The 13,337-nt window shown below is 61.6% G+C and carries 15 protein-coding genes; 8 read left to right on the top strand and 7 right to left on the bottom strand.

The window, feature by feature from the left end; translation table 11 throughout:
• The first annotated feature begins 25 nt into the window (after positions 1-25).
• Entirely contained in the window at positions 26-1,915 is a 1,890-nt protein-coding gene (locus HEQ17_RS13785; RefSeq protein WP_296293265.1) for a phosphoenolpyruvate carboxykinase (GTP), read from the top strand.
• A 95-nt stretch (positions 1,916-2,010) separates the two neighbouring features.
• A complete protein-coding gene (locus tag HEQ17_RS13780; RefSeq protein ID WP_296293264.1) occupies positions 2,011-2,913 on the top strand; it encodes a DMT family transporter in 903 nt (300 codons plus the stop codon).
• On the opposite strand, the gene HEQ17_RS13775 is transcribed toward HEQ17_RS13780, so the two are convergent.
• Entirely contained in the window at positions 2,892-3,413 is a 522-nt protein-coding gene (locus tag HEQ17_RS13775; RefSeq protein WP_296293263.1) for a hypothetical protein, read from the bottom strand. The two genes, HEQ17_RS13780 and HEQ17_RS13775, sit on opposite strands and share 22 nt — an antisense overlap.
• Before the next feature lie 153 nt (positions 3,414-3,566).
• Here HEQ17_RS13775 and HEQ17_RS13770 point away from each other — a divergent pair, with 153 nt between their 5' ends.
• From HEQ17_RS13770 to HEQ17_RS13760, 3 genes are all read left to right on the top strand, one after another.
• A complete protein-coding gene (locus tag HEQ17_RS13770) occupies positions 3,567-4,535 on the top strand; it encodes a LysR family transcriptional regulator (RefSeq protein WP_296293760.1) in 969 nt (322 codons plus the stop codon).
• Entirely contained in the window at positions 4,532-5,404 is an 873-nt protein-coding gene (locus tag HEQ17_RS13765) for a metallophosphoesterase (RefSeq protein WP_296293262.1), read from the top strand. The genes HEQ17_RS13770 and HEQ17_RS13765 overlap by 4 nt, the downstream gene beginning before the upstream one ends.
• Positions 5,405-5,543: 139 nt before the next feature.
• Positions 5,544-5,966: a universal stress protein gene (locus HEQ17_RS13760; RefSeq protein ID WP_296293261.1), complete on the top strand. Its 423-nt coding sequence runs from the start codon at positions 5,544-5,546 to the stop codon at positions 5,964-5,966.
• A gap of 10 nt (positions 5,967-5,976) precedes the next feature.
• Here HEQ17_RS13760 and HEQ17_RS13755 read toward each other — a convergent pair whose 3' ends face one another.
• Together HEQ17_RS13755 and HEQ17_RS13750 are read right to left on the bottom strand one after the other, a co-directional pair.
• A complete protein-coding gene (locus HEQ17_RS13755; protein WP_296293260.1) occupies positions 5,977-6,600 on the bottom strand; it encodes a helix-turn-helix domain-containing protein in 624 nt (207 codons plus the stop codon).
• Positions 6,601-6,667: 67 nt separating this feature from the next.
• Positions 6,668-8,245, bottom strand: a complete 1,578-nt coding sequence (locus HEQ17_RS13750) for an alkaline phosphatase D family protein (RefSeq protein WP_296293259.1) — start codon at positions 8,243-8,245, stop codon at positions 6,668-6,670.
• Between the two features lie 130 nt (positions 8,246-8,375).
• Here HEQ17_RS13750 and HEQ17_RS13745 point away from each other — a divergent pair, with 130 nt between their 5' ends.
• The gene (locus tag HEQ17_RS13745) at positions 8,376-9,266 is read left to right on the top strand and encodes a DMT family transporter (RefSeq protein WP_296293258.1); all 891 of its coding nucleotides are present in this window, start codon (positions 8,376-8,378) and stop codon (positions 9,264-9,266) included.
• Positions 9,267-9,478: 212 nt separating this feature from the next.
• Here HEQ17_RS13745 and HEQ17_RS13740 read toward each other — a convergent pair whose 3' ends face one another.
• Entirely contained in the window at positions 9,479-9,742 is a 264-nt protein-coding gene (locus tag HEQ17_RS13740) for a CRISPR-associated endonuclease Cas2 (RefSeq protein ID WP_296293257.1), read from the bottom strand.
• Entirely contained in the window at positions 9,706-10,947 is a 1,242-nt protein-coding gene (locus HEQ17_RS13735; protein ID WP_296293256.1) for a transposase, read from the bottom strand. Before HEQ17_RS13735 ends, HEQ17_RS13740 begins: the two co-directional genes overlap by 37 nt.
• A 290-nt stretch (positions 10,948-11,237) precedes the next feature.
• Here HEQ17_RS13735 and HEQ17_RS13730 point away from each other — a divergent pair, with 290 nt between their 5' ends.
• On the top strand, positions 11,238-11,465 hold the full coding sequence (locus HEQ17_RS13730) for a hypothetical protein (protein WP_296293255.1): 228 nt from the start codon (positions 11,238-11,240) through the stop codon (positions 11,463-11,465).
• Positions 11,462-11,860: a hypothetical protein gene (locus HEQ17_RS13725; protein ID WP_296293254.1), complete on the top strand. Its 399-nt coding sequence runs from the start codon at positions 11,462-11,464 to the stop codon at positions 11,858-11,860. Before HEQ17_RS13730 ends, HEQ17_RS13725 begins: the two co-directional genes overlap by 4 nt.
• A 55-nt stretch (positions 11,861-11,915) precedes the next feature.
• On the opposite strand, the gene csx16 is transcribed toward HEQ17_RS13725, so the two are convergent.
• Positions 11,916-12,233, bottom strand: coding sequence for a CRISPR-associated protein Csx16 (gene csx16 / locus HEQ17_RS13720; RefSeq protein ID WP_296293253.1), 318 nt, complete (start codon positions 12,231-12,233; stop codon positions 11,916-11,918).
• Between the two features lie 42 nt (positions 12,234-12,275).
• Positions 12,276-12,893, bottom strand: coding sequence for a hypothetical protein (locus tag HEQ17_RS13715; protein WP_296293252.1), 618 nt, complete (start codon positions 12,891-12,893; stop codon positions 12,276-12,278).
• Between the last annotated feature and the right edge of the window lie 444 nt (positions 12,894-13,337).

The raw sequence follows: 13,337 nt of genomic DNA, 5'->3' as shown, positions 1-13,337 counted from the left end.
GAATTTTAAACTTGGAGCACTTCCCATGAACTCCCCCGTGATGCAGGGCCTGGCCCTCAATACGCCCCATTACGTCAAGAACGCCAAACTGATCGCCTGGGTCGCCGAAATGGCCGCCCTGTGCAAGCCCGCCAACATTTACTGGTGCGACGGCTCGCAAGAGGAATACGACCGCCTGTGCGCTGAACTGGTCGCTGCGGGCACCTTCAAAAAGCTCAACCCCGCCAAACGCGCCAACTCTTACCTGGCTTGCTCCGACCCGTCGGACGTGGCCCGCGTGGAAGACCGCACCTACATCTGCTCGGCCCAAAAAGAAGACGCTGGCCCCACCAACAACTGGATGGAACCTGCGCAAATGCGCGCCACCCTCAACCCGCTGTTTGACGGCTGCATGGCGGGCCGCACCATGTACGTGGTGCCGTTCTCGATGGGCCCCTTGGGCTCGCACATCAGCCACATCGGCATCGAGTTGAGCGACAGCGCCTATGTGGTCGTCAACCAGAAAATCATGACCCGCATGGGCAAAGCCGTGTACGACGTGCTGGGCACCGATGGTGAGTTTGTGCCTTGCATGCACACCGTGGGCGCGCCTTTGGCCGCTGGCGAGAAAGACAAAACCTCTTGGCCTTGCAACCCCAGCACCAAGTACATCGTCCACTTCCCAGAGACCCGCGAAATCTGGTCTTATGGTTCAGGCTACGGCGGCAACGCGCTCTTGGGCAAGAAGTGCTTTGCGCTGCGCATTGCCTCCAACATGGGCCGGGAAGCCGCAGGGGGCCCCTCCGGTCGCCAAGGATGGTTGGCCGAGCACATGCTGATTTTGGGTGTGACCAACCCGCAAGGCAAAAAATACCACGTGGCTGCGGCTTTCCCCAGCGCCTGCGGCAAAACCAACTTCTCGATGCTGGTGCCGCCTGCGGCCTTTGAAGGCTGGAAAGTCACCACCATTGGCGACGACATCGCCTGGGTCAAGCCGCACACCGACGGCAAGATGGTCGCCATCAACCCCGAAGCCGGTTACTTTGGCGTGGCCCCCGGCACCAACATGAAAACCAACCCCAACTGCATGCTGAGCCTGCACAAGGACGTGATCTTCACCAACGTGGCCCTCACCGACGACGGCGACGTGTGGTGGGAAGGCATGGAAAAAGACACCGGCAAGCTGCCCGACCATTTGATCGACTGGCAAGGCAAGGACTGGACCCCCCAGATCGCCAAAGAAACCGGTGCCAAAGCCGCTCACCCCAACGCCCGCTTCACCGTGGCTGCGACCAACAACCCCGCTCTGGACCCCGCTTGGGACGACGCTGCAGGCGTGCCCATCGACGCCTTCATGTTCGGCGGCCGCCGCTCGACCACCGTGCCGCTGGTGACCGAAGCGCGCAACTGGACCGAGGGCGTCTACATGGCCGCGACCATGGGGTCTGAGACCACTGCCGCCGCCTTTGGCGCACAAGGCGTGGTGCGCCGCGACCCGTTCGCCATGCTGCCGTTTTGCGGCTACAACATGAGCGACTACTTCCAGCACTGGCTCGATACCGGTGCCAAGGCCACAGCCGCTGGCCACAAGCTGCCCGCGATGTACTGCGTGAACTGGTTCCGCAAAGGCGAAGACGGCTCGTTCGTCTGGCCCGGCTACGGCGACAACATGCGCGTGCTCAAGTGGATGATCGACCGCTTGGAGGGCAAGGCCCAGGGCGAAGAGACCATGTTCGGCATTGCGCCCACTTACAGCGAAATCAACTGGAATGGCATCGCGTTCAGCGCTGAGCAGTTCAAGGCCGTCACCAACATCGACCGTGCCGCCTGGCAAGCCGAATTCAAGCTGCACGACGAGCACTTTGCGCAGCTGAGCTACCACCTGCCCCAGGCCTTGTTGGACACCAAAGCGGCGCTGCAGTCGCGTCTGGCTTGAAAATCAGGATCTGCGCCCCTCCGGCGTCCGAGTCTCCAACCGCACCGGCCACCACAAACCGGGGCGGTTTTTTTTTGGCCTGCACAATCGGGGCCATGTCTTTGTTTCAAACCGCTGAATCCCGCACCCGCATTGCTCTGTGGCTGATGTGGGTCACACCCGCCTTGTGGTCGGTCAATTACATCGTGGCGCGCTCCGCCCCCGGCGTGGTGGAGCCGCACATGCTGGCCTTGGGCCGCTGGGCTTTGGCAGGGGTGATTCTGGCGTTTTTTGCGCGCAGCGAACTGTGGCGCGAACGGCACAGCACGCTGCGCGATGCGGGTCGTTACTTGGTGTTGGGGGCCTTGGGCATGTTGATTTGCGGGGCTTGGGTTTACCAAGGCGCGCAAACCACCACGGCCATGAACATCGCTCTCATTTACGCCGCTTCACCCGTGCTGATCGCGCTGGGCGCTGTGGTCTGGTTGGGCGAACGGTTTTCGTGGCGACAAGGCCTGGGCGTGGTGATCGCCATGGCGGGCGTGTTCCATGTGGTGGTCAAAGGCCAGTGGCTGGCCTTGGGCCAAGTGCAATGGGTCGCAGGGGACGGCTGGATCGTGTTGGCCATGGTGGCCTGGGCGGCATTTGCCTTGCTGCAAAAAAAGTGGCCCACACCGCTGGGCTCCACCGCGCGTTTGGCCGCCATTTGCATGGGGGGCATGCTGGTGCTGCTGCCCTTGGCCGCTTGGGAGTTCGTTCAAGCCGACACACCCGCTTGGACCCCGCAGGCCACCCTTTTGGTGGTGGCCGCAGGCTTGTTGCCAGGGATTGGGGCGTATTGGGCCTATGGCTTTTGCCAAAAGGTCTTGGGTGCCAGCCGGGTCGCAGCCAGTTTGTACCTGGGGCCTTTGTATGGCGGGTTGGCCGCCTGGCTGGTCTTGGGCGAGACGATGGGGTGGCACCATGCCATGGGCGCGGCCTTGATCTTGCCCGGCATTTACTTGGCATCACGGCGCTGAACACGGCGGCTGACACCCCTCCAAGCGCCTCCCATGCATCTAAGACGATGGCGCAGCCAATGGGCTGCTCGCTGGAAGATGCGATTTTCCGGATGGCGCACCACCGTGTGCTTGGCGGCTGCTCGGCCCATGGCCACTTCCAGATCGCGCCTCATTCGCGGGTCGTTTTGGACCATCTCCCACAGGCGCTGCTCGGCACGACGATGGGCCAACTGCGCCGACCAGGCATCCAGCCGAACCATCAGCTTGTGCGCCAAAGCGCGGGTCAAGCCACGCAAAAGCACGATGGCCAAGACCGCAAGCCCCCACAACACCATGTTGGCAGACAGCAAATGGGCATCGGCCCAACCTTGCATCAAGCTATCGGTCACGACACACACAGCGCAAACGCCTGCGGCCAGCAGGACCGTGGCCAGCAATCGGGTGGATGCTGCGGTCGATGTTGCAACCACAGGCTCGCGCCGCGATGGGCTTGGCACGGTGGGGGCGACGGATTTCATTTTGTTTTCCCTGAGATGGAGTGGGTGTGATCAGACAGTGCGCATGACTTAAATCAAGACCGAATACTAGGGTTTTTACTGATGCGACTCAACTTTATATTCATGATCTCAACCATTCATAATCGTGATAGTTAGCCGCTCGCCATGAACCCCATGCCTCCCAGCACCTTCCACACTCTGGACCTGAACCTGCTGCGGGTGTTTGACGAAGTCATGGCCGAACGCAGCCTGACTCGCGCTGCACACAACCTGGCCCTGACACAGCCCGCCGTGAGCAATGCCTTGCGGCGTTTGCGCGAGGCCTTGGGCGATGAACTGTTGCGCCGCCACGGTCACGGCATGGAGCCCACACCCCGGGCGCTGGCGCTGTGGCCCAGCGTGCGCGAGGCCCTGCGCCAATTGCAGGCGACCATCGTGCCCAGCGCTTTCGAGCCCCAGCAAGCCAACAGCACCTTTGTGCTGGCCATGGCCGACGCCACAGCGGCCGAACTGATGGGCGGGCTGGCCCGACAGCTGGAGTTGCAGGCTCCCGGTGTGTCCTTGCGCGTGGTGCCCCTGACCACGCGCGATCCGCGCAGCATGCTGGCCGACGGGACGGCCGACATCGCGCTGGGCTACTTTCCTGCGGTGCTGACCGATTTGACGGGACGCGCCCAGGCCGGTGAAGCTGTCGCATTTGAGCACCAGCGCCTGTACACGGGTGAGTACGTGTGTGTGATGCGACGCAGCCACCCTCTGGCCGAGCAGCCCATGACGCTGGAAAGCTATTGCGCCGCGCGGCATTTGCTGGTGAGCTTTTCCGGTCGCCCCCATGGTTTTGTCGACGAGGCCCTGACCTCGATCGGACGCCAGAGACGCATCGTGTTCACCGTCAACCAGTTCTTCACCGCTGGTCAGGTGGTGGTCAACTCCGACTTGCTGACGGTGCTGCCGCGCCACTTTGTGCCCACCACGGGCATGGGCGAGCAGCTGGCGTTGCGCGATTTGCCACTCGATGTGCCGCCTGTGCACGTCGAAGCGCTGTGGCACCGCCGCCTGCAACACGACAGCGCCCACCAATGGCTGCGCCGCCAGTTGCTGCAAGTGGCCCAGGCAGCTTTTGGCACCGAGGCCAAGCCATGAACATCCAACTTCTATCGGACTTGCACCTGGAATCCAACCCCGGTTTCATGCCCAGCCCAGCCCCTGGCGCCGATGTGCTGGTGCTGGCCGGTGACATTGGCTCTTACCAAAGCAACTCGGCGCTGGCCGCAGCAGGCGATGCCGACTTTGGCCTGCAGCGCTTTTCGCCGCTGCACGGCTGGCCCACGCCCGTGTTGTTTGTGCCCGGCAACCACGAATACGACGGCTTGGACTTTGATGAGGCCCACGCCCGCCTGCAGGACAGTTGTGCCCGGCTGGGCATCACCTGGCTGGAGCGCAAAGTGGTAGAGATGGGCGCGGTTCGCTTTGTGGGCACGACGCTGTGGAGCGACTTTGACGCGCTGGGGCCACTGGCGGGGCAGACTTTGCCAGAACCGACACCGGCCAAATTTCCAGCCCAGCTCCACCACCCCAACAGCCCGTACACGCGCCAGCTCAAGGCCCGCGACAAAGCTTTTCGCGCCGCCAACCATTACCTTCGCAAGGCCGCCACCACGCGCCAGGGCCAAGCCTGGTTGGCCGAAGGCCTGCGCGAGCAAGCGCTGCAGTGTCAGGACTGGCTCCAGCAAGCGTTGAACACCCCGTTTGCCGGTCACACCGTGGTGGTGACGCACTTTGCCCCCAGCCTGCACAGTGCCGACCCGCGCTATGGCCGGGTGCCGGGCACGGCGGGGTTTTGCAATGCGCTGGACCACTTGCTGCCCCTGGCAAGGCTTTGGTTGCACGGCCACCTGCACTGCCCCAGCGACTACACCCAACACGGCTGCCGCGTGGTGGCCAACCCGCTGGGTTATGCGGCCAAAAACGAGCAACTGCAGTTCAAGGCCCACTGTCTGCTGGCCGTCTGAAGGCCAGGCGCATCCGAGCGTCAAACCACAAACATCTGCTGCGAGCAGGCAGACTCGCTTTTTCATGACCCAAGTCAAGACTTGCTGCCAAGACGCGGGTTAGAGTCAAACCTTGTCTGATACCTCACAGGAGATCTTCATGAAAATTCTATTGGCCGTTGATGGCAGCGAATACACCAAAAAAATGCTCGCTTACCTGACCACGCACGATGAACTCTTCAGCACCAGCAACCAATACACCTTGCTGACGGTCAATCCTCAATTGCCCCCGCGTGCACGCGCTGCCGTGGGCAAGGAGATGGCCGAGTCTTTCCAGCGCGAAGAAGCCGAAAAAGTGCTGGGCCCTGTGACCAAGTTTTTGTTGCGCCACGGCATCGACGCCAAGACCATGGCCAAAGTGGGCCATGCGGGTGAAACCATCGCCAAGACCGCCGATACCGGCAAATTCGATCTGCTGGTGATGGGCTCACACGGCCATGGCACGCTGGGCAACCTGGTGATGGGCTCGGTCGCCACGCAGGTGTTGGCCAACAGCAAAGTGCCCGTGCTGCTGGTGCGTTGAGGCCGATACTTCAGCGGGCATTCAATCCTTCGAAGCAGGTGCTCATCACCTGGTCGAGGATCTGCGCATCGGTGTGCTGCTGGCCCATTTTCAGAAACTCCAGCACCGGGTCGCAGGCCCGGGCAAACAAGGTATAGAGGACCGCCACAGCGGGCAAACCCTGGTTGATTTGGCCCAAAGCCTGGGCCTCTTCGATCCAGCCGCCCAATGCGTCACTGACCTCCATCAGACCATCCATATAGTCCTTGCTGGCCATCAGGGTGGCGCGCAGGCTGGAGTTCTGGCTGGGCAAAGAAGGCATCTGGCCTTGCAGCTTGAGCGTCATGGTCCAGCGCGTCACGGACTTCAGTTTGTCCAGCGGTGACAAGCTGGGGTCCGTGGCCTGAATGACTTCTTGCGCCCGGCGCATGGCCGTGACCATGGCGGCACAGGCCAGCTCTTCCTTGCTGGTGAAATGTTTGTACAAACTGGCTTTGGCAATGCCCACTTCGGCCGCCACTTCGTCCACCGTCATCGCATCAAAGCCTTTTTCGGCCAACAAACGGTTGACCGACTGGATGATTGCTGCCTCACGGGCTGCGAGCATCTGGACTTTGAACGATTTTTTGGGTGCTGGAAGGGTTTTGGTTTGCATGACCGCATTTTATCCGCGCCGCCTTAAAAGTGACTCAATGGTTACCCTTGCATACCTTCAGGTCACTTCATGCACCCGGCCCGACGCCGGCTACGCCCTGGTGCACGGCCCATCGGGCCTGAACGCTCAGTCCGGCATGGGGCGCAACCGGGTGCGGGGTGGTCAAAAACTGCGCATCCAGTCGCTCAGGCCGTAGGTCAATGAAGGTGTAACCCCGTTCGTCTGAACGGGCATGGCGCAGGTCCGGGTTCTCGCCCTGAATTTGTGCCATCAGCGTTTTGGACATGCCTCTGGACGATACAGACGTGGTCACCAATTCGCTGGCCAGGACGGGCGAGCGCTCATCGCCCGCGTGCAAACGCAGCTGCGCCGCCACATTGGCGTGCACATCGCCGCCCAGCATGACCACATCCTTGAGCCGCGCATCAGCCAAGGTCTGCAACAGGCGCGAGCGCGCTTGCGGATAACCGTCCCAACCGTCGGTGAAGGCGCTGCGGCCCAAGGGCGTAGACAGGCCACTGCTGGCCATCAAGGTGGACTGCGCCAGCAATTTCCAGCGACGCTGTGTTTGGGTGAGGCCCGCGGTCAGCCACTGCTCTTGCGCGGCGCCGAGCATGCTGCGGGCCGGATCGTTCAATGCCTCACAACCCATGACCACACGCCCCCCACCCCGCATCGGATCCGGACAGGCCTGGTGGTCCCGGTATTGCCTGCAGTCCAAGGTCCACAGATCGGCCAGGGTGCCCCAAGCCATGCGGTCATGGATGCGCATCTGACTGGGCTGCGCCGCATCAGGCCCGATGCGCAAGGGCATGTGCTCAAAATACGCTTGGTAGGCCGCCGCACGCCGCTTCAAAAACACGGCCGGTTCGGTGAAATTGCGGTCCAGGTCATTGGCGTAGTCGTTCACCACCTCATGGTCGTCCCAGGTCATTTGCCAGGGATGCGCCGCATGGCAGGCCTGCAAGTCGGGGTCGGATTTGTACAGCGCATGGCGTGCGCGGTACTCGGCCAACGAAAAGGGCATGCCGCTTTCGTGGGCGCGGATCTTGAAATTCTTGTTGCTGCTTTCATAGATGTAGTCACCCAGAAACAGCACCAGGTCCAGGTCTTGCGCTGCCATGTGGCGGTGCGCTGCAAAGTGCCCTTGTTCGTAATGCTGGCAAGACGCCAAAGCCAGTCGCAAGCGGCGCACCGGCTCGTTCAGTGCGGGGCTTGTGCGGGTTCGGCCCACCGCACTCACGGCCTGACCGCTGACAAAACGGTACCAATAGGGACGCCCGGCTTGCAGCCCATCGGCCAGCACATGCAGGCTGTGGCCACGTTGGGGGTCTGCCACCAGTCGCCATTGCCGAACCGGCTGGCGCAAAGCCTCGTCGGCATACAACTCGCACACCACTGTTGGGCCCGGTGTTCGCCATGCGGCATCGGCTTCGTGGATGAGCAAGCGCGTCCACAGCACCACACTGCCCGGCTGGGGCTGACCACTGGCCACCCCCAAACTGAAGGGATTGACCTGCCATCGCGGGGCTGCCCCTTGCGCCTGAACACCCCACGCCATCCAGGGGGCCAAGGCTGCGGCCAAAGCCATGCGGTGCAGGTCTCGACGAGACACATCCATACGGGTTCGGACTGAAAAGGCCATGAAGCGGTCGATCAGGATTACAAAAGGAGAAGAGCGGGCGTCAGCCGCTGGCTGTTGTCAGACATGTTAACCGCCCATGCCGCCGTGCAAGGTGACAGCGTGCCGAGCTGGATGGCGGCACAATCGACCCATGAATACCTCAAGCCGTCCCCGCAAAGACCACTTGGACCCCCTGGCGGTCGGGATCTTGCTGTTGTGCTGTTTGTTTTGGGGGTTTCAACAGGTCATGGTGAAAGCCACAGTGGCCGAGTTGCCCCCGGTGTTCCAGTCGGCGGTGCGCAGCCTGGGTGCCACACTGCTGTTGTGGGTGTGGTGCCAGTGGCGCGGGGTGCATCTGTTTGCACGCGATGGCAGCCTGTGGGCAGGTCTGCTGGTAGGCTGCCTGTTTGCGCTTGAATTTGCCTTTCTCTACATCGGGCTGCAGCACACCTCGGCATCACGACTGACGGTGTTTTTGTACACCTCGCCCTTCTGGGTGGCAGCCCTGTTGCCTTGGTTCATCCGCACCGAACGGCTGCGGCCAGTGCAATGGCTGGGCTTGGCCTGCGCTTTTGCCGCTATGGTGTTCGCGTTGCGCGAAGGCTTTGGCAGTGGCAATGCCACGGGCGATCTGATGGGACTGACAGCCGGGGCCTTGTGGGGGCTGACCACCGTGGCCATCCGGGCCACCAACCTCACGCGGCTGTCGGCGGAAAAGCTGCTGTTCTACCAACTGGCCGTCAGCACCGCGGTGCTGGCCCTGCTGTCGCACGGGATGGGCGAGCCCTGGGACAACCCCTGGAGCAGCTTTGCCATGGCCTCGGTGGTGGTGCAGACCGTGGTCGGTGCCTTTGCCACTTACCTGGCCTGGATGTGGATGCTGGGCCACTACCCGGCCACCAAAATTTCGGCCTTTGTTTTTCTGACACCGCTGTTCGCGCTGTTGTTCGGCATGCTCTGGCTGGGCGAAACCGTCACACTCACCCTGACCCTGTCCTTGACGCTGGTGGCGGTGGGCATTGTGCTGGTCAACCGCAAATGAAGCCCCCACACCTGCGTAAGCTGGTGCCCCCCTGTGTCAGACTAGTTGTCGCTTCGATACAACCAAGAACCTGGGGGCGGCGATTAACCAAGTAAACATGCTCGCACTAACAGGTCTTAATCCCCTGATTTTCGGGGCTTGGGTTTGGCTCCTCGGTCCAAAAAATCCAATGGCATCCATTACTTGCGTGCTGGGTTGCCAAGGAATTTGGGTCATGAAAAGTTGAGCCTTTTGTCGTCTTCTGCCGTGCTGGGTTCGGTGTCGTGGTCCACCGCTCTGAGTTTATCCATGAAATCGTCGCACAGCGTATTGCCGTCGTCATTGAATTGTGTCCCCAGGCCCCAGATGCGCGTGTTTTCGGTCAGCGGGTAGATGCGCACGTCGTCGGCGCGTTCGTCGATGAGTTCGCGCAGACGTTCGATGATCCTAAATCCGGCAGTTACCCTGCCGCTGTAAGTTGGGCTGACGGTAGCCAAGGTGGCAGTGGGCGCGTGATTTTGGCCACCACGTAGTCCAGAAATGTCCTCCATCGATCCGTAAAAGGCAACTGCTCCGCAACATCCCTGACATGACTTAAAGCCGCACGAATGTTGGCAATGAGCGCGAGCAACTTGTCCTTGGCAGCATGCATGGGTGTCAGATACAGCGTTGTCTGTCCCGCATGTTTGACAGCGCGCCCCACACTGGCAAGCAATAACGCTCGGCTGGTTATGGCTTCCATGCGTGCACCCGGCTTGGCCGCCCGGCAATACCAGGACCACCAGTTGTACACCAGCGCTACAGCGCGAGCACTGGTCTGGCAGCGCTCAATGTCCTGGGTCGTGAAGCCACCCCATCCCCACTGATTTTTGAGCTCGTCAAATCCGTTCTCGCAGTCAGCCCGGTCCCGATAGAGTTGACCGAACGCGTCCAATGCGTAGGCGCTGTTTGTCACCAACACCGCGTATTCCCAAACCTGAACATCCTTGTCCGGCATCAGCAACTCAATCTGCTCGCCCGGCTCGTTCTTGGTCTTTCGACTCAGCGCCAAATCGGCTTTGACGGCACGCCGCAAGATCACTACCCGACGTGATTTGTCCCAGCCCGAGAGTTTGAGGGTATCTTCGACTGCGCTCCAGCCTTGCTCGCTGGGGCCGGGTGTGCTCCAGTCATCACGCGCGAATTGGCGTGCCAATAATTTCTTGACACCCACAGTTTGACGCAGCTTGAACAGGTAGGGCTGGGCTCGCTCCTCCAGCTCGGTGATAAAGGGTTCGTTGCCAAAGCCGCAGTCGCCTCGGACCAAGGTCGGACGCTGCTGGGGCGTGAGCTTTTCCAGTACGCCGATCAGACCAGGCCGCGCTTTGGCTGCGCTGTGCTCTTTGCCGGGGCAGACAACGACGTCCAGCACCAAGCGCAGGTTGCCAACCCAGTATGTGTGCAGTGCGTGGCTCGGGCGCCCGGGTTTGTGTGGGTTGTAGCTGACCTCAGCTCCGCTTTGTTTTCCGAACATCGGCTTGATGTCGTCGCGCAGCACGGTGATGTGGGCGTAGCGGTTGTGCCCTGCCAGTATCGCCAGCAGCCATGTGCCCAAGATATCCTGTTTGCTGGGTGCATTGGGGCTTGTGTAGGTCAATGGGCAGCTATCGACCCAGGAGCTGTACACACCCGTGGTGGCCAAGAACTCGGAGAAGAAGGTCAACTGTGCATTCGGTGTGGCGCTGGCACCATGGTCCTACTTCACATGAATTCGCCCGCCCGGCGTATCCACGACCATGGCCTCCAGTGCCTGCGTTTGGACAGCAAGTTGACGCCTTTTTGCTTCACCCATTTGGTGACTCCAATAAATCCATTGAAATTGGCATCTAGTCTAGCTTGCAGCCGGTTTACGCAATGTCAACTGCCGGAAATAGGTTCATAGGAGCTTGCTGAGAGTGGATGGATGTATTACGATGTCATACGCATTCATGGGGGTGCGCTGAAAGGACTGAAATGAGTACGTTGACCGTGCGTTTGACCGAGCGCGAAGAGCGCGATTTGCAGCTGGCTTGCGAGCAAACGGGCAAGACCAAGAGCGAGGTGGTGCGGGAGTTGCTGGCCGAGTCCTTGCGGGGTTATCGCTTGCGTACGGCCTTGCAAGCGGCGCATTCCGAACTGGGCCCCGCAGCGCGGCAGGCGGGCTGGCTGACCGAGGATGACATTTTGCGAGACGTGTCGTGAAGGTGTTTCTGGACACCAATGTGTGGCTGTCGGCCACGGTGTTTGCAGGTTTGTGTGCAGAAATCTTGACTGAGTCGGCCCAGCGCAATTGGCTGTTGACAACGCGCCTGGTGCAGGCTGAGGCGCATGAGGTGCTCTGGCGCAAGTTTCCCCATTTGCCACAGTCACAGGCCATGTTTGATGCGATTTGGTCTGTGGCAGCTTGTGCGCCAGATGTGGATGAGCCGGCCGACGACAACGATGTGCGTTTGGTGCGGGCTGCCCAAGAGGCGGGGGCCGTGGTGTTTGTGACAGGGGATCGGCGGGTCTTGGGTTGGGGTGCCCAAGGCGATATGCAAATACTCAGTCCCCGCGATGCCTGGATGCGCTTGTTTGTCAAAAGCGGCGTCAATTGAACGGTCCTTCGTAAGCGCCGTGTGTTCACGGCGTCGGTTGCCATGGCCGGATGGTTCATGGCAGTGCCTCGGCGAATGAAGCTGGGATCATTTGAATCTCAAAGCACTCGAGTCGTGCTTGGCATTGGCGCAGTTCGTAGGCGCTGAGTTCGCGCCCACGCCAGTCGGCGGGCAGGTCCAGGCTGAGGTTGAAATACCGTGCGCCTTGGCTGCAGACGGCAGCGGCCAGGTGCACGGGCAGGGTGCCGATGACGGTGTCGCCGTACTGGATGAGCGCTGTGTCCAGATGCGCCAGGTGTTGGTCGATGTGCAGGCCTTGCTCTGCGGCCCAGGCTTTGGCACCGGGGTGGCGGCTGATGAACCAGGTGGCCATGTGTCGTGTGAAATGCGGTTTACGCTTCGGGGCGCGAGGCCTTCATGCGCCAGAGGCCGAGCGAAGTTGCGCTACGCCAATGTCTGAGGGGCCCGAGCTTGGCACCGTGCCTCGGCTGTGCAGCACAAACACCTGCTCGTCCATGCGCTTGAGCAGCGCCTCGCGATCGGCGGCGGGCAAAAAGGCGTGCAGGAAGGCTTGGCGCGTAAGCGCCAGTGTTTCCCAAAGAGTTAAGCCGCCTTCGCTCATGCGTGCAGCGGCCAGGTATTCGTCGGCCAAGCTGGTGCGCGAGATGCCAGGGTTGTCGGTGCACAGCGTCAGCGGCAGGCCCTGCTGTATGAAGCGGCGCAGCGGGTAGCGAGGCAGGCCGTCGGTGGCGGGGTAGGCGGGGTCAAAAAAGCCCACCACTTCGCGGTTGGAGCTGGGGCACAGCTCCAAGCAGATGCCGCGATTGCGAAAGCGCGCGGCAAGCTGTGGATGCTCGGCCAGCGTCAGGCCGTGGCCAATGCGGTCTGCGTGCAGGTGGTAGGCGGCTTGCCAGATGTTCTGCGCGGCTTCGCCTTCACCGGCGTGGATGGTCAAGGGTAGGCACTCGGCAAAAGCCGGGGCAAAGCCAGTGGCCAGCGCGGCGGGGTTGTGGGTACCTTCATCGCCCGCCAAGTCCAGGCCCAGTAAAAAATCGGGTAGTTACGCGCGTGCCGCCACTGCAGCTTGCACCACGGTGGGCACTTGCTGGGGCTGGCGGCGGTCCACTATCCATACAAAGCCGATGCGCAACGGGGCGCTGCTGGCTACGCCCACGCTCCCCGTCTGCATGGGCGGCGCAGCCGCCAGCGCACGGTCCAGTTCGGTGGACAAATCGCGCAAAAAGCCCGTTGGGTCGAGTGGCCGGTATTTGTGCGGGCTGCCGCGCAGCTCCAAGTAGCACAGACCTTCTTGCAGCGCCTGCGTCACCACGGCCTGCGCATAAGGGGCTAGGGCTGCCGGGTGGCACAGCAGGGCCGAGCCGCTGAGTTCGCCTGGGCGCTCGTATGCGGCAAAGCCGTGCGCGCTGCATTTTTTCAGGGCTACGCGTGGTTCGGTGACGGCAAAGAGGTTGTGCTG

The sequence above is a fragment of the Limnohabitans sp. genome, assembly GCF_023910625.1.
In the GTDB taxonomy this organism is placed as follows: domain Bacteria; phylum Pseudomonadota; class Gammaproteobacteria; order Burkholderiales; family Burkholderiaceae_C; genus Limnohabitans_A.
Note: the sequence above shows the minus strand (reverse complement) of the source record. Positions and strands in the feature narration are given on the sequence as shown.